The organism is Streptomyces sp. NBC_01384 (assembly GCF_045040035.1).
Lineage (GTDB): Bacteria > Actinomycetota > Actinomycetes > Streptomycetales > Streptomycetaceae > Streptomyces.
Genome location: NZ_CP109559.1, coordinates 2,145,035 through 2,160,319, shown reverse-complemented (window position 1 = coordinate 2,160,319; position 15,285 = coordinate 2,145,035). Strand labels below are relative to the sequence as shown.

Here is a 15,285-nt window from a genome sequence, read left to right as displayed (position 1 = left end):
TCAGAGGTCCGCGCCGGCCTCAGTACGCGCTGTTGACGTGGTCGATCGAGCCGTACTTGTCGGCCGCGTAGTTGGCGGCGGCCGTGATGTTGGCGATCGGGTCGTAGATGTTCGTCGACGTCCCGGGGACGTGGTACGCGTTGAAGGTCGGCTGGATGACCTGCAGCAGGCCCTTCGACGGGATGCCGTTGATCGCGTTGATGTCCCAGCCGTTGATGGCCTTCGGGTTGCCCGAGGACTCCCGCATGATGTTGCGGTACAGACCGTTGTACGAGCCGGGGATGCTGCGCTTCGCCATGATGTCGAGCGACTGGCGGATCCAGCCGTCGAGGTTGTTGGCGTACGTCTTCATGGCGACGGGCTGGATCGAGATGCGCTGCGTGGAGCGGCTCGCGGCCTGTTCCTTCCAGCGCGCGTCCTCGGCGGTCTTCTTGGTGGCGATTTCGGCAGCGGCCTTGTACTTGGCGGCGGCGGCGTCGGCGGCAGCCTTCTTCGCGGCGGCGGCGTCGGCCGCCTGCTTCTTCGCCGCGATGGCCTGGGTCTTCAGGCTTGCGCCGGCCAGCTGGTCGGTGACGCTGGCCTTGACGTCCTTGATCGGCTGCTGGCTGAAGACGACCGGGGCTGAGAAGGCGGCCTCGTCGGTCGCCGTGGTGGTCCCCGAGTTGCCGGGCACGACCGAGAAGGCGACGGCTGCGGCACCGAGGGTGGCGACACCGGCGATCGAGAGCTTGTGGACCTTGGTCAGCTTCGGACTATGTCCAGGAGTGCGGGTGTTCTTGGGCATGGCTGAGGACCTCTTCGAATAGCGCGGAGGTCGCTCTCGGTCCGGTGGGGGACAGAGTGTTTCCGGAACTGACGCCGCGGGGTGGAACCCGCGGCGCTGAGCGACAGAGGCCATTCTTAGCGGCCGCAAAATACTGTGGCAAAGGTGTGACGTACGAAGCCCGGTAGTAGGTCCAGCAGGGGCAAATCGGGGCAGACTGTCACGTCTGCCCCGCTCACCCGGACCCCCTTTATCTCCTATGTCCGTTCGTACGTGATGTGCGCCCTATGTGCGGGCTCACATCGGCTCTGCGGAATTTTCACCGGTAGTTGCTGGAGCAATGCTCAGCGTGAGGGGTCGGGTCCGGAAGGGTCCTGGTCCGGAAGGATGAGGTGCGCGTCCCCGAACTCGTGCCAGAGGTAGAGCCCGCTCAACGCCTCGACATAGGCCCGCTCGATCGCCGCCCCGCCCGCGATCGCCTCCAGCATCAGCAGATGCGAGGCCTCCGGCTCGTGCAGCCCGGTCAGCAGCCCGTCCACCACCCGTACGCCCCGCTCCGGGGTCACCACGAGGTCCGTCCAGCCCTTCCGGGCCCGGACCACCCCGTCCAGGCCGGCGGCCGTCTCGACGGCGCGTACGGCCGTCGTACCGACCGCGACGACCCTGCCGTCCGCCGCCTTCGCCGCGTTGATCAGCCGCGCCGACGCCTCCGGCACCTCGTACCGCTCCGGATACGGCGGCTCGTGCGCCTCGGCCGACGCGACACCGGTGTGCAGCGTGATCGGCGCGAACTGCACGCCCCGGCTCACCAGCTCCGTCACCAGCCGCGCGGTGAAGGGCCGCGCCGCACTCGGCATCTCCGCACTGCCGACGCCGTCGGCGGACGGCAGCGCGAACACCGTCTGATAGACGGACAGCGGCTGGTCCCTCTCTGTATAGGCGTAACGAATGGGCCGTCCGTGCCGCCGCAGCAGCCCCAGCACGTCCGGATCCGACACCCGCCCCCACCACAACCGGGGGCTGCGCGCCGTCAGCGGCTCCTCCAGTACGAGTCGTACGTCCCCGGCGAGGCACACCTCCACTCCCGCGGGCCCGCCCGCACGCGCACGCGTGGTGCCCCTTCCGTCGGGAACCCGCAGCTCGACGGCCCACCGCCCGTCATCGCCCCGCGTGGAGAAATGCACCACCACGCGCGCGTGCCCGATCCACCCGTCCACTGCGGCCGCCAACGTGGGAGAGGTGTTGACGACCAGCAGATCCCCCGCGCGCAGCTGCCGCGGCAACTCCACGAACGCGTGATGCGACACCTCTGTACCCCGCGACACGAGCAGCCGTACGCAGTCCCGGTCCAGCCCGGGCCCGCGCTGCTCGGCCGGCACCCGCGCGGACAACTCCTCCGGAACCCCCACGGCGGTCGTCATCGCACCTCCAGCCGCGCCACGGCAGTGGTCCCCCTCATCGGGCCACATCCAGGAGGGACGGCGCCGAGTACCGACCACTCGCCAGGCGTTCGTCCAGCAGCCGCAGAAAGGCCGGAACCACACTGTCCGGCGCCGGCCGCGGAGCGTCGTCGTCCGGTACGGCCGCCGCGTACAGGTCCGTGCCCATGTCCCCCGGGTCCACCGCCCAGACCCGCAGCCCGGGCTCCTCCTCGCCGAGCACCGCCGTGAGGTGGTCGAGAGCGGCCTTCGAAGCCCCGTAGCCGCCCCACGTCTCGTACGCCTCGGCGGCCGCGTCCGAGCTGATGGCGACGACTGCGCCCGCCTCCGCGGCCCGCAGCAGCGGCAGCGCCTCCTGGACCAGGCCCAGCGCCGCGACCGCATTGACCTCCAGGGCCCGCCGCAGCCCGTCCAGAGCCAGATCCTCCAGACGTACCAGCGGCTCGGCGCCCAGCGCGCTCGCGTTGCTCACCAGCAGATCGACGCCGCCGAGCCTGCGGGCCGCCGCCACCAGCTCAGCCCGGTGCCCGGCGTCCGTGACATCCCCGGGCAGCGCCTCCACCCGTGTCCCGTACGCGGACAGCGCCACCGCCGTCTCCTCCAGCACCCCCGCGGTCCTTGCGTCGAGCACCAGATCCCAGCCCCGCTCCGCGAGGGCAGCACCGAGCGCCCGCCCCAGCCCCTTCGAAGCCCCCGTGATGATCGCTACCGGCATGACGTCCGTCCCCTCGTCCCATCACCGCCGCTCCCGGCGGGTGCCTTCAACGTAGGAACCGGGCCGCCCCCGCCGCCTCGTGCGCGGGCCCCAATGACCTGGGGTCCTTCGCCCTAGGCCCACCGGCCTAGGCGGCGGCCGACACAGGTCGGATACGCACTGTCACACCTCACAGGTACGTTGGGGACATGAGCCAAGGCCCCCGGTCCGGTCTGTACGCGGTGAGCTCCGCGCTGCTGGCCATGAGCAGGCACCTCGAGGTGCGCGACGTCCTCAAGACGATCGTCGCCTCGGCCCGCGAGCTGCTCGACGCGCAGTACGCGGCGCTCGGTGTGCCCGACGACCACGGCGGCTTCGCCCAGTTCGTGGTCGACGGCGTCAGCGACGCCGAGTGGAAGGCCATCGGCCCGCTCCCGCGCCAGCACGGCATCCTCGCGGCGATGCTGCAGGAGGCCCGCCCCGAGCGCCTGGCCGACGTGCGCAAGGACCCCCGCTTCGAGGGCTGGCCCGCCGCCCACCCCGACATGTCCGACTTCCTGGGCCTGCCGATCCGTGACGGCGACGAGGTCATCGGCGCATTGTTCCTGGCGAACAAGAACAAGAACACCGACAAGATCACCGACCGAGCCGAGCGGGACGGCGGTTGCGGCTTCACCGAGGACGATCAGGAACTCCTCTCGATCCTCGCCCAGCACGCGGCGATCGCCCTGACCAACGCACGCCTGTACGAGCGCAGCCGCGAGCTCACCATCGCCGAGGAGCGCTCCCGGCTCGCCCATGAGCTGCACGACGCCGTCAGCCAGAAGCTGTTCTCCCTGCGCCTCACCGCGCAGGCAGCCGCCGCCCTCGTCGACCGCGACCCGGCGCGCGCCAAGGACGAACTGCACCAGGTGGCCGCGCTCGCCGCGGAGGCCACCGAGGAGCTGCGCGCCGCCGTCATCGAGCTGCGCCCCGCCGCCCTCGACGAGGACGGCCTGGTCGCCACCCTGCGCACCCAGATCCAGGTCCTCGACCGCGCCCACTCCGCGCGGGTGACCTTCGCCAGCTGCGGGGTGCGGGCGCTGCCCGCCGCCCAGGAGGAGGCCATGCTGCGCGTCGCCCAGGAGGCCCTGCACAACGCGCTGCGGCATTCTGGAGCCGGCCGGGTCGACGTCACCCTCAAGAAGCGCGGACCCGGCGTGGTCCTGCGCGTCGGCGACGACGGCAGCGGCTTCGATCCCACGGCGATACGCACCGCGGGCCGTCACCTCGGCCTGGTGTCGATGCGTGACCGGTCGAGCGGGGTCGGCGGCACACTCACCGTGGAATCGGCGCCCGGAAGGGGCACCACGATCGAGATGGAGGTCCCTGGTGGCTGACGCAATCAAGGTGCTGCTGGTCGACGACCACCAGGTGGTCCGCCGGGGCCTGCGCACCTTCCTCGAAGTGCAGGACGACATCGAGGTCGTGGGAGAGGCGTCCGACGGCGTCGAAGGGGTGGCCCGTGCCGAGGAGTTGAAGCCCGACGTCGTCCTCATGGACGTCAAGATGCCGGGCATGGACGGTATCGACGCGCTGCGGAAGCTCCGCGAACTCGCCAACCCCGCGCGCGTGCTGATCGTCACCAGCTTCACCGAGCAGCGCACCGTCGTCCCGGCCCTGCGCGCGGGCGCCGCCGGGTATGTGTACAAGGACGTGGACCCCGACGCCCTCGCCGGAGCCATCCGCTCGGTGCATGCCGGGCACATCCTGCTGCAGCCCGAGGTGGCGGGTGCCCTGTTGTCCCAGGAGGAGGCCAACTCGGGCCAGGGGAGAGGTGGTTCGCTCACCGAACGGGAGCGCGAGGTGCTCGGCCTGATCGCGGACGGCCGCTCAAACCGGGAAATCGCACGCGTGCTCGTCCTCTCCGAAAAGACCGTCAAGACGCATGTCTCGAACATCCTGATGAAGCTCGACCTCGCCGACCGGACGCAGGCCGCGCTCTGGGCCGTACGCCATGGGGCGGCGGGCTGAAGCCCGGTGAAGCGGGCGGCAATTCGGAGGGTTCCGCTCCGGGCCGAGATTCATACCGTCGTGTGTATGTCACCCGGATGGCGCATCCTTCGCGGATCCCGGCCGTTCTCCAGTGCGTGCTGCGGCGACTTGCCGCAGTGATCGCTAGGGAGGGCTCAGAAGTGAAGAACCTGAAGAAGGCAACGGCCGTCGCGATGGTGGCCGGCGGCCTGGTCGCCGCCGGTGCCGGCATGGCCTCCGCGACGGACGGCTCGTGGGCGGGCGGCAACGCCGCGGGCTCCCCGGGCGTCGTCTCGGGCAACGTCATCCAGGCCCCGGTGCACATCCCCGTGAACGCGGTCGGCAACAGCGTGAACGTCATCGGCGTCCTGAACCCGGCCTTCGGCAACCTGGGCCTCAACCACTGAGACCCACGCCCCCATCACCCCCACCGGCCTCCCAGGCACTCCTGGGAGGCCGGCCGCCGTGCTTCTCCGGGAGAGGGGGCCGGGGGCGCAGCCCCGCCCAGGGGTGCGGGGAACTGCGCGATCGGCCCCCACCGGCCCGCAGCCGACACACCCACCCGGGGGTCTGGGGGGGCGGAGTCGAGAGCTGGGGGAGGGTAGGGACGACGGGGGCGAAAACACCCGTCGCCGACGTTCGTGGCCGCCTCAGCGACCCCCCCGCTCCCGCTCCTCCACAAACGCGTTGTACGCCGCCACCTGAGCCCGCCGAGCCGTCCGCTCCACCGGCCGCAGCGCCAGCGCCCGCGCCGAGATCTCCGAGGCACTCACCGCCCCACCGTGCCCGTTCTCGTACGCGACGGAGATCAGCAACCCCACCCGCTGGGCCAGCTCCAGCACGCGTACCGCACGCGGCGGATACCCGGGCGCCAACACCTCCCGCCCCCGCTCGGCCCGCGCCCGATACGCATTGATCGCCGCCTCCGCGACCGGCCCCGACCCGGCCACATCGAGCCGCGACAACACCTCCGTCGCCTCGCGCAGCGCCTCCGCCAGCTCCCGCTCGGCCTCACCGAGCGAGGGCACATCGGCGGGCGGCGCCTCCCGCACGGGGAGGCAGTGCCAGACGACCTCGACATGGACATCACCGTCGGGCCCGGCCTCATGGACCTCGGGGACGAGCCCGAGCGCGCCGCCATGGCAGACGACCGCCTCCTCGGCAACGAGGGCGCGCGCATTGAAGTCCGGCGGCCCGCTCAGCCCGAGCGGATGTCCCGGCGCGGGCAGCGCGACCCGCAGTCCGGTCACCCCGAGCGCGCGCAGCCGGCCGAGGGCGAGCGTGAGCCCGACGGGCCCGGACTCGCCCGGCAGCCCCTCGACCCGGTGCACCGCATCCTCACCGACGATGGCGAGCACCGCGTCATCCGGCGAAACAAATCCGGCCAAAAGGGCATTTCCCCATGCGGCCAGACGTCCTGAGCGTGGTTCCGAGAGCATGCCTCCACCCTAAGGACCGGCCGATGGATGGGAGCGACCGACCGGTGGCGTAGGTTTTCCCTGGGGGCTGCGTCCACAGACGTAAGCGACGGCCGAGACTGCAATGGGAGACAACGCGCTCATGAGCGATGTACTGGAGCTGGAGGACGTGTCCGTGGTCCGAGAGGGCCGGGCTCTGGTGGACCAGGTCTCCTGGTCGGTCAAGGAAGGGGAGCGCTGGGTCATCCTCGGCCCGAACGGCGCCGGTAAAACGACCCTCCTGAACCTCGCTTCCAGCTACCTCTTCCCCAGCCAGGGCACCGCCACCATCCTCGGCGACACCCTCGGCAAGGTCGACGTCTTCGAGCTGCGCCCGCGCATCGGCGTGGCCGGTATCGCCATGGCCGAGAAGCTCCCCAAGCGCCAGACCGTCCTGCAGACCGTGCTGACGGCCGCGTACGGCATGACCGCGGGCTGGCACGAGGACTACGAGGACATCGACGAGCAGCGCGCCCGCGCGTTCCTCGACCGCCTCGGCATGAGCGACTACCTGGACCGCCGGTTCGGCACGCTCTCCGAGGGTGAGCGCAAGCGCACCCTGATCGCCCGCGCCCTGATGACCGACCCCGAGCTGCTGCTGCTCGACGAGCCCGCCGCGGGCCTCGACCTCGGCGGCCGCGAGGACCTCGTCCGCCGCCTCGGCCGTCTCGCCCGCGACCCGATCGCCCCCTCCATGATCATGGTCACGCACCACGTCGAGGAGATCGCTCCCGGCTTCACCCATGTCCTGATGATCCGTCAGGGCAAGGTGCTCGCCGCGGGCCCGCTCGAGCTCGAACTCACCTCGCGCAACCTCTCCCGCTGCTTCGGCCTCCCGCTCGTCGTCGAGCAGGTGGGCGAGCGCTGGACCGCGCAGGGCCTGCCGATGTCCTGACCGCCAAGAGCACCCCGCACGAAGCCCTCCGCACTCGGCATTCGGCACGAAGTACCCGCGTACGAGCCCCTTCTCACCCCGGACTGCGCCCTGTCCGTGACCGGCCCGCGGACCTACCATGACCATGTGAACGACATCAACGCATGGGTGTGGTGGCTGGTCGGCGCGGCCGCGCTGGGCATCCCACTCGTGGTGACCGCGATGCCGGAGTTCGGCATGCTCGCCGCCGGAGCCGCCGCCGCGGCGGCGACAGCGGGTCTTGGCGGCGATGTCGTCCTTCAGGTACTCGTCTTCGCCGTCGTCTCGTTCGCGCTCATCGCCGTCGTACGTCCCGTCGCGGCCCGGCACCGCGCCCAGCGGCCCCAACTCGCCACCGGCGTGGAGGCGTTGAAGGGCAAACAAGCCATCGTCCTGGAACGGGTGGACGGTTCGGGCGGCGGCCGGATCAAGCTCGGCGGAGAGATCTGGTCGGCGCGCGCCCTCGATGCCGGACAGGCCTACGAGGTGGGCCAGGAGGTGGACGTCGTGGACATCGAGGGGGCCACGGCGATTGTCATGTGACCTCGTGCGACGCAAGTGAACCGAACGCCCCACGTGGCAGACGACGGTCTGTCAGACTCGTCCAGCAAGATCTTCAACAACCATAAGATCTTTCGGAATTACCGAGGCGGAGAAGGGTACGGGGAGTATCGATGGCACCCATCATCATCGTCCTGATCATTCTGGTGGTGTTGGTTTTCATCGCCCTGATCAAGACCATCCAGGTCATCCCACAGGCCAGCGCGGCCATCGTCGAGCGCTTCGGCCGCTACACCCGGACCCTGAACGCGGGCCTGAACATCGTGGTCCCGTTCATCGACTCGATCCGCAACCGCATCGACCTGCGTGAACAGGTGGTGCCGTTCCCGCCGCAGCCGGTGATCACCCAGGACAACCTGGTGGTCAACATCGACACGGTCATCTACTACCAGGTCACCGACGCGCGCGCCGCCACCTACGAGGTCGCCAGCTATATCCAGGCGATCGAGCAGCTCACCGTCACCACGCTGCGCAACATCATCGGCGGCATGGATCTGGAGCGGACCCTCACCTCCCGTGAGGAGATCAACGCGGCCCTGCGCGGAGTCCTCGACGAGGCCACCGGCAAGTGGGGCATCCGCGTCAACCGCGTCGAGCTCAAGGCGATCGAGCCGCCCACCTCCATCCAGGACTCGATGGAGAAGCAGATGCGCGCCGACCGTGACAAGCGCGCCGCGATCCTCACCGCCGAAGGTATCCGCCAGTCGCAGATCCTCACCGCCGAGGGTGAGAAGCAGTCCGCGATCCTGCGCGCCGAAGGTGAGGCCAAGGCCGCCGCCCTGCGCGCCGAAGGTGAGGCCCAGGCCATCCGTACGGTCTTCGAGTCCATCCACGCCGGCGACGCCGACCAGAAGCTCCTCGCCTATCAGTACCTCCAGATGCTCCCCAAGATCGCCGAGGGCGACGCCAACAAGCTCTGGATCGTGCCCAGCGAAATCGGCGACGCCCTCAAGGGCCTGAGCGGTGCCATGGGCAACTTCGGCCCCATGGGCGGCGGTTCGGGCAACGGAGGCACCGAGCGCCGCGAGAAGCCGTCCGTCACCGACTGACGACTTGGTCGTACGACGATGGGGCCCACCTCTTGGCGGAGGTGGGCCCCATCGTCGTACGGACCGGGCCGTCTAGGCAGCCGGCTGTGCCAGCCACTCCGGCAGGGCGTCGAGGTCGTCCCGGCCCAGCGCCAGCAGCATCGCGTCCGCGGGCGTCGGCTCGAACGGCTGGCGCAGCAGCGGCATACCCGCCTGCTCCGGTGTACGGGCCGCCTTGCGGTGGTTGTCCTCCGCGCAGGACGCGACCGTATTCAGCCAGGAGTCCTGACCGCCCTGCGCGCGCGGCACCACGTGGTCGACGGTCGTCGCCCGCCTGCCGCAGTAGGCGCACCGGTGCCGGTCGCGCACCAGCACACCGCGCCTCGACCACGGCGCTTGTCTTCGGAAGGGCACCCGCACATACCGGCACAGCCTGATCACCCGAGGCACGGGTATGTCCAGCGCGGCGCCGCGCATACGGAGTTCGGGGTGGGCCTGCTCGACGACAGCCTTGTCCTGCAGCACCAGAACGACGGCTCGGTTCAACGTCACCGTTGACAGCGGCTCAAAGCTCGCGTTCAGAACCAGCGTGTCCCGCATCCAGCCCACCTCCCGTGCGCACCGGCCCACCCCCTGGCGGGCTTGGATCAACTCTGGCCGGGCACGCCGAGATGGACAACGCAATAAAAATGCCCGCCCCTGATCACTTCCAAGACCAGAGGCGGGCAAACGTTCAGTGAACGTGAGTCTTCACGCTTTACGCGGGAGACGCGTACTCACCCATCAGTTGGGCGCGCGCCAGCGTGTGGAACCGCAGATTGAATCCCACGACGGCCGGCGACACCTCCGCGTCGGGACCGAGCTTCTCCTGATCCACGGCGTACACGGTGAACACGTACCGGTGCGCCGGATCCCCGGCCGGCGGCGCGGCGCCACCGAAGTCCTTGGACCCGTAGTCGTTGCGCACCTGAACGGCGCCCTCCGGCAGCCCCTCGAACTTGCCGCTGCCCGCACCCGTCGGCAATTCCGTCACCGAAGCGGGAATGTCGAACACCACCCAGTGCCAGAACCCACTTCCCGTCGGGGCGTCCGGATCGAAGCAGGTCACGGCGAAGCTCTTGGTCTCCGGCGGGAAGCCCTCCCAGCTCAGCTGCGGCGAGGTGTTCCCGGCCGCGTACACCTGAGCGTCCTTCAGTACCCCGCCCGGCTCGACGTCCTCACTGGTGACCGTGAAGGCCGGAACGGGCGGATGGAAGTCATGGGGGAGCGGCGGCCTCTTGGGCTCGGTCACGTCAGAACCTCCTGAACGGCGGAATCTCTCGAACCCGAGCCTAGAACCAGCTGCGCTTGCTGCCGACCTCCGACAGCCACTGGTTCAGGTACGCGGCCCAGTCCGTGCCCTGGTAGTCGTGCAGACCCACCTGGAAGGAGCGGTACGTGTCGCTGCCCTCACTGAAGAGGCCCGGCTTCTTGTCCATCTCCAGGATGACGTCCATGGCGTGGTCGTCCGCGACGAAGCTCAGCTCCACCTGGTTCAGCCCGCGGTACTGCGACGGCGGGAAGAACTCGATCTCCTGGTAGAACGGCAGCTTCTGCCGGGTGCCCCGGATGTGACCGCGCTCCATGTCCGCGCTCTTGAAGCGGAAGCCCAACTGGATGAAGGCGTTCAGGATCGCCTGCTGCGCCGGCAGCGGGTGCACATTGATCGGGTCCAGGTCACCGGAGTCCACGGCACGCGCGATCTGCAGCTCGGTGGTCACTCCGATGTGCATGCCCCGCAACGGCTGCCCGTCGATCGTGGTGATCGGCGTCTCCCACGGAATCTCGAGCCCGAAGGGAACCGCGTGCACGGCGCCGGCCTGCAGCTCGAAGGCCCCACCGAGCCGCAGCTTGGTGAACTCGATGTCCTGCTTGTACTCCTGGTCGTCGTGCCCCTCGACCTCGACCTTGGCCTGGAGCCCGACAGACAGCCCCTCGATGGCCTGGTTCACGGACCCGCCCTGGATCCGCACCTCACCCTGCACGACACCGCCCGGAACGACGTTGACCTCGGTCAGCACCGTCTCGACCGAAGCCCCACCGGCCCCCAGGCTCGCAAGCAGCCGCTTGAACCCCATGTCTCATCCTCCCCAGGCAACGCCTGTGCTCCGTCGTACACCCGTCTGGATCCTTGATCCCTACAAACGCGATCCGACCCCGGCCGGTTCCGCACCCTCACCTTTCCAAGGCAGACGCTCCTTGACCATCCGCAGGCACGCGCGCGTACGCAGCGGTCCCCACCTGTCCACACCCGTCCGGGCTACTGGACCAGGCTCGTACGCCATGATCGCGGCCCCTGACCGTACGCCCCTCACCCGGGAGTTCTTCGACCGCCCGTACTGGAGGTCGCGCCCGACCTCCAGGGACGCATCCTCGTCCGCACGACAGCGGACGGTCCGATCGAGCTCCGCCTCACGGAGGTCGAGGCGTACGACGGCCCGAACGACCCCGGCTCCCACGCCTATCGCGGCCGCACGGCCCGCAACGACGTGATGTTCGGTCCGCCCGGGCATGTATACGTCTACTTCACCTATGGCATGTCAAGTCGGTCAGCATGACCGTTGTGAATCTCGCTCACCCCGCTGAAGAAGTCGCCCCCAAGCTGCTCGGTGCCATCCTCACCCACGAGACACCCGAGGGAACCGTGAGCATCACCATCACGGAGACCGAGGCGTACTCCGGTACGGCCGACCCCGCCTCCCACGCCTACCGAGGCAGGACACCCCGAAACGCCGTCATGTTCGGACCCGCAGGACACCTGTACGTCTACCGGTCTCACGGTCTCCACTGGTGCGTCAACATCGTCACCGGGGCAGACGGCATCGCTTCAGCTGTCCTCATCCGGGCAGGCAGGGTCATCGAAGGGGAAGACCTGGCACGCAAGAGGCGAGGGGGCAAGGTCGAGAGTCCACGTCTCGCGCGGGGGCCGGGGAACTTCTGCCAAGCGCTCGGCATCACGGCAGAGCACAACGGCACAGACCTACTGACAGGCGCCTCGGTCACGCTGTCCGAGGGTGAGCCAGTACCCGCCGCACTCATCCGGGTCGGTCCTCGGGTAGGAGTGAGCAGAGCCCACGACTGGCAGCACCGCTTCTACCTCGCCGGTGATCCAACGGTCTCGGCGTACCGACTGAGCCCGAGAGCCAAGCCGTCCGCCGGAGCCTGAGCCGCTGTGCGCCTCGCTCGCGGCTCGCCGGTGGCCTTGCTTGTGTCGGCCGGAGAGTGAGCCAGGCTCGCCCGTACGTACTCCGGCGTGGCGAGCAGGCCGGTAACCATCGAGAGCAGGAAGCAGCGCATCTGTGTGGAGGTCGCTTCCAACGACTTCAACTCCGCCTGTCGCCTCCCGAGCCCCTTCCGGCGAAGCTCTCGAAGGTTCCGCCACTCAGTGTTGGCCGGCCTGGCGAGCGCCGACACTTCGGCGATGAGCTCGGGCGGAGCTTCGAGGGCTCGCAAGATCTGCTCTACGTCGACCACCACCGCGCTCGCCGAGCTGCTCAGCTTCGAACGTCACTCGTTCTTCACGTACTCCAAGAAGGGAACCGACTCGCCAACGGCGATGCGCTGCCACTCGATGAACGGCGCAGGATCACCCTCGTACAGCTCTCGGTCGATCTGTGTTCCATGAGAGGTCGAGTCAGGATGCGCACTCACCCCTTGTGCTTCCCTTCGTCGCGAAGGCGCTTCAGTGCGTTACCTACGCATGTGGTTCTGCATGAACCCGGTGTGTGGTTCCGAGGGCAACCCGAGCGCGGTCCTCCGTGGAGAGATCACCGAGGGCGCCGAACTCGCTCGCAAACGTCGACTCTCGGCCCGAAATGACAAGGAACTGGCCAAAGGGCCCGCGCGACTGGTCACGGCACTCGGCGTGGACAGGGCCCTCGACGGCACCGACGCCTGCTCCCCCGAGGGCTCTCCGCTGACCCTCCTGACGGGTACCCCCGTCCACTCCGACCAGGTACGCAACGGTCCGCGCACCGGAGTGGCCGGCGACGGGGGCGTCCACCCCTGGCGCTTCTGGGTCGCCAACGACCCCACCGTGAGTCCTTATCGGTCCCATACGCCACGCCGTCGCTCAACTTGACGCGTCCCTGGAGAGGTCCGTAATGTAGCCCGAGCCGCTTGACCCGGGTACGGCGTTCAGCCAGCAGCCGGAAGTGGCCAACCCACTACTTACGACTTCCCCTCGGCGGGGGCGAATTCGGCGTGTCTGCATGCCTGAATTCAAACTCGCGGAACTCGATTATGAGTCACGGAGGGAATCGGCTAACGTGGTGAATGTCGAAAGGCCGCGAGACGAAAGCGCTCAAAGGCTGGAAGACAAGCCCCGCTGACTGGGAATCAGGCCCGAAAGGATCTGGTAGAGTCGGAACCGCCGGAAAGGGAGACGCGAAAGCGGAAACCTGGAAAGCGCCGAGGAAATCGGATCGGGAAACGGTCTGATAGAGTCGGAAACGCAAGAACGAAATAAGAGCAAAGCAAGACCGAAGGGAAGCGCCCGGAGGAAAGCCTGAGAGATTCTCTCGGGTGAGTACAAAGGAAGCGTCCGTTCCTTGAGAACTCAACAGCGTGCCAAAAATCAACGCCAGATATGTTGATACCCCGTCTCCGGCCGATCGGCTGGGACGAGGTTCCTTTGAAAAAGTCCTGCCGGGCACTGCCTGGCAGGCGCACAGCGAGGACGCTGTGAACCGGGGGGATTATTCCTCCCCTTGGTTCCGCTCTCGTGGTGTCGTCCCCGCAGTCTTTAATTAGACGCAGTCGGGAAAACATTCACGGAGAGTTTGATCCTGGCTCAGGACGAACGCTGGCGGCGTGCTTAACACATGCAAGTCGAACGATGAAGCCCTTCGGGGTGGATTAGTGGCGAACGGGTGAGTAACACGTGGGCAATCTGCCCTTCACTCTGGGACAAGCCCTGGAAACGGGGTCTAATACCGGATAATACCTGCCTGGGCATCTGGGTGGGTTAAAAGCTCCGGCGGTGAAGGATGAGCCCGCGGCCTATCAGCTTGTTGGTGAGGTAGTGGCTCACCAAGGCGACGACGGGTAGCCGGCCTGAGAGGGCGACCGGCCACACTGGGACTGAGACACGGCCCAGACTCCTACGGGAGGCAGCAGTGGGGAATATTGCACAATGGGCGAAAGCCTGATGCAGCGACGCCGCGTGAGGGATGACGGCCTTCGGGTTGTAAACCTCTTTCAGCAGGGAAGAAGCGAGAGTGACGGTACCTGCAGAAGAAGCGCCGGCTAACTACGTGCCAGCAGCCGCGGTAATACGTAGGGCGCAAGCGTTGTCCGGAATTATTGGGCGTAAAGAGCTCGTAGGCGGCTTGTCACGTCGGGTGTGAAAGCCCGGGGCTTAACCCCGGGTCTGCATTCGATACGGGCTAGCTAGAGTGTGGTAGGGGAGATCGGAATTCCTGGTGTAGCGGTGAAATGCGCAGATATCAGGAGGAACACCGGTGGCGAAGGCGGATCTCTGGGCCATTACTGACGCTGAGGAGCGAAAGCGTGGGGAGCGAACAGGATTAGATACCCTGGTAGTCCACGCCGTAAACGGTGGGAACTAGGTGTTGGCGACATTCCACGTCGTCGGTGCCGCAGCTAACGCATTAAGTTCCCCGCCTGGGGAGTACGGCCGCAAGGCTAAAACTCAAAGGAATTGACGGGGGCCCGCACAAGCAGCGGAGCATGTGGCTTAATTCGACGCAACGCGAAGAACCTTACCAAGGCTTGACATACACCGGAAACGGCCAGAGATGGTCGCCCCCTTGTGGTCGGTGTACAGGTGGTGCATGGCTGTCGTCAGCTCGTGTCGTGAGATGTTGGGTTAAGTCCCGCAACGAGCGCAACCCTTGTTCTGTGTTGCCAGCATGCCCTTCGGGGTGATGGGGACTCACAGGAGACTGCCGGGGTCAACTCGGAGGAAGGTGGGGACGACGTCAAGTCATCATGCCCCTTATGTCTTGGGCTGCACACGTGCTACAATGGCAGGTACAATGAGCTGCGAAGCCGTGAGGCGGAGCGAATCTCAAAAAGCCTGTCTCAGTTCGGATTGGGGTCTGCAACTCGACCCCATGAAGTCGGAGTTGCTAGTAATCGCAGATCAGCATTGCTGCGGTGAATACGTTCCCGGGCCTTGTACACACCGCCCGTCACGTCACGAAAGTCGGTAACACCCGAAGCCGGTGGCCCAACCCCTTGTGGGAGGGAGCTGTCGAAGGTGGGACTGGCGATTGGGACGAAGTCGTAACAAGGTAGCCGTACCGGAAGGTGCGGCTGGATCACCTCCTTTCTAAGGAGCATCTAGGCTGCCAGGCTTGCCTGGTGGTCCAGGGCCATTACGTCGGCAAACGTTCGACGGTGGTTGCTCATGGG

16 protein-coding genes, 1 rRNA gene and 2 pseudogenes are annotated in these 15,285 nt (G+C 67.6%); 10 read left to right on the top strand and 9 right to left on the bottom strand.

The genetic code is table 11. From position 1 onward, the window contains the following. Positions 1-19: 19 nt before the first annotated feature. The 3 genes from OG747_RS09650 to OG747_RS09640 form a co-directional block, all read right to left on the bottom strand. Positions 20-784 carry a transglycosylase SLT domain-containing protein gene (locus tag OG747_RS09650; RefSeq protein ID WP_405878864.1) on the bottom strand — a complete coding sequence of 255 codons (765 nt, stop codon included), beginning with the start codon at positions 782-784 and terminating at the stop codon, positions 20-22. 323 nt (positions 785-1,107) lie between these two features. Beyond that, positions 1,108-2,184, bottom strand: a complete 1,077-nt coding sequence (locus tag OG747_RS09645) for an S-adenosylmethionine:tRNA ribosyltransferase-isomerase (protein ID WP_405878863.1) — start codon at positions 2,182-2,184, stop codon at positions 1,108-1,110. A gap of 34 nt (positions 2,185-2,218) precedes the next feature. Further along, entirely contained in the window at positions 2,219-2,917 is a 699-nt protein-coding gene (locus OG747_RS09640) for an SDR family NAD(P)-dependent oxidoreductase (RefSeq protein WP_405878862.1), read from the bottom strand. 188 nt (positions 2,918-3,105) lie between these two features. Between OG747_RS09640 and OG747_RS09635 the strand changes: the two genes are divergently transcribed. The 3 genes from OG747_RS09635 to OG747_RS09625 all read left to right on the top strand — a co-directional run bounded on the left by OG747_RS09635 (position 3,106) and on the right by OG747_RS09625 (position 5,316). Next, positions 3,106-4,275: a GAF domain-containing sensor histidine kinase gene (locus OG747_RS09635; protein WP_405878861.1), complete on the top strand. Its 1,170-nt coding sequence runs from the start codon at positions 3,106-3,108 to the stop codon at positions 4,273-4,275. Then, the gene (locus OG747_RS09630; RefSeq protein ID WP_405878859.1) at positions 4,268-4,909 is read left to right on the top strand and encodes a response regulator; all 642 of its coding nucleotides are present in this window, start codon (positions 4,268-4,270) and stop codon (positions 4,907-4,909) included. Before OG747_RS09635 ends, OG747_RS09630 begins: the two co-directional genes overlap by 8 nt. 161 nt (positions 4,910-5,070) lie before the next feature. Continuing rightward, positions 5,071-5,316 carry a chaplin gene (locus OG747_RS09625; protein WP_405878858.1) on the top strand — a complete coding sequence of 82 codons (246 nt, stop codon included), beginning with the start codon at positions 5,071-5,073 and terminating at the stop codon, positions 5,314-5,316. A 243-nt stretch (positions 5,317-5,559) separates the two neighbouring features. Here the strand turns inward: OG747_RS09625 and OG747_RS09620 are convergent, their stop codons facing one another. Further along, complete coding sequence (locus OG747_RS09620) at positions 5,560-6,348, bottom strand: hypothetical protein (RefSeq protein ID WP_405878857.1); 789 nt, start codon at positions 6,346-6,348, stop codon at positions 5,560-5,562. A 121-nt stretch (positions 6,349-6,469) separates the two neighbouring features. Here OG747_RS09620 and OG747_RS09615 point away from each other — a divergent pair, with 121 nt between their 5' ends. The 3 genes from OG747_RS09615 to OG747_RS09605 all read left to right on the top strand — a co-directional run bounded on the left by OG747_RS09615 (position 6,470) and on the right by OG747_RS09605 (position 8,889). Further along, complete coding sequence (locus OG747_RS09615; protein ID WP_405878856.1) at positions 6,470-7,261, top strand: ABC transporter ATP-binding protein; 792 nt, start codon at positions 6,470-6,472, stop codon at positions 7,259-7,261. Between the two features lie 126 nt (positions 7,262-7,387). Continuing rightward, positions 7,388-7,822 (top strand): NfeD family protein, encoded by a 435-nt coding sequence (locus tag OG747_RS09610; protein ID WP_405878855.1) that lies wholly within the window; start codon positions 7,388-7,390, stop codon positions 7,820-7,822. A gap of 131 nt (positions 7,823-7,953) precedes the next feature. Next, positions 7,954-8,889, top strand: coding sequence for an SPFH domain-containing protein (locus tag OG747_RS09605; protein ID WP_405878854.1), 936 nt, complete (start codon positions 7,954-7,956; stop codon positions 8,887-8,889). Positions 8,890-8,961: 72 nt separating this feature from the next. Here OG747_RS09605 and OG747_RS09600 read toward each other — a convergent pair whose 3' ends face one another. The 3 genes from OG747_RS09600 to OG747_RS09590 all read right to left on the bottom strand — a co-directional run bounded on the left by OG747_RS09600 (position 8,962) and on the right by OG747_RS09590 (position 10,985). Next, positions 8,962-9,468, bottom strand: coding sequence for an HNH endonuclease (locus OG747_RS09600; RefSeq protein ID WP_067364630.1), 507 nt, complete (start codon positions 9,466-9,468; stop codon positions 8,962-8,964). A gap of 157 nt (positions 9,469-9,625) precedes the next feature. Continuing rightward, positions 9,626-10,159 carry a YbhB/YbcL family Raf kinase inhibitor-like protein gene (locus OG747_RS09595; RefSeq protein ID WP_405878853.1) on the bottom strand — a complete coding sequence of 178 codons (534 nt, stop codon included), beginning with the start codon at positions 10,157-10,159 and terminating at the stop codon, positions 9,626-9,628. Positions 10,160-10,199: 40 nt separating this feature from the next. Beyond that, a complete protein-coding gene (locus tag OG747_RS09590; protein ID WP_405878852.1) occupies positions 10,200-10,985 on the bottom strand; it encodes a sporulation protein in 786 nt (261 codons plus the stop codon). 205 nt (positions 10,986-11,190) lie between these two features. Here OG747_RS09590 and OG747_RS09585 point away from each other — a divergent pair. Both OG747_RS09585 and OG747_RS09580 read left to right on the top strand, forming a co-directional pair. Further along, positions 11,191-11,447, top strand: a pseudogene (locus tag OG747_RS09585) (DNA-3-methyladenine glycosylase); the annotation flags it as partial. Positions 11,448-11,461: 14 nt separating this feature from the next. Further along, positions 11,462-12,073, top strand: a complete 612-nt coding sequence (locus OG747_RS09580; RefSeq protein ID WP_405878851.1) for a DNA-3-methyladenine glycosylase — start codon at positions 11,462-11,464, stop codon at positions 12,071-12,073. Here the strand turns inward: OG747_RS09580 and OG747_RS09575 are convergent. After that, a complete protein-coding gene (locus OG747_RS09575) occupies positions 12,001-12,183 on the bottom strand; it encodes a hypothetical protein (protein WP_405885493.1) in 183 nt (60 codons plus the stop codon). The genes OG747_RS09580 and OG747_RS09575 overlap by 73 nt on opposite strands. Positions 12,184-12,414: 231 nt before the next feature. Beyond that, entirely contained in the window at positions 12,415-12,558 is a 144-nt protein-coding gene (locus OG747_RS09570) for a hypothetical protein (RefSeq protein WP_405878850.1), read from the bottom strand. 49 nt (positions 12,559-12,607) lie between these two features. On the opposite strand from OG747_RS09570, the pseudogene OG747_RS09565 reads away from it, so the two are divergent. Beyond that, positions 12,608-12,988, top strand: a pseudogene (locus tag OG747_RS09565) (DNA-3-methyladenine glycosylase); the annotation flags it as partial. 688 nt (positions 12,989-13,676) lie between these two features. Further along, positions 13,677-15,202: ribosomal RNA gene (locus OG747_RS09560) — 16S ribosomal RNA — on the top strand. The last annotated feature ends 83 nt before the right edge of the window (positions 15,203-15,285 follow it).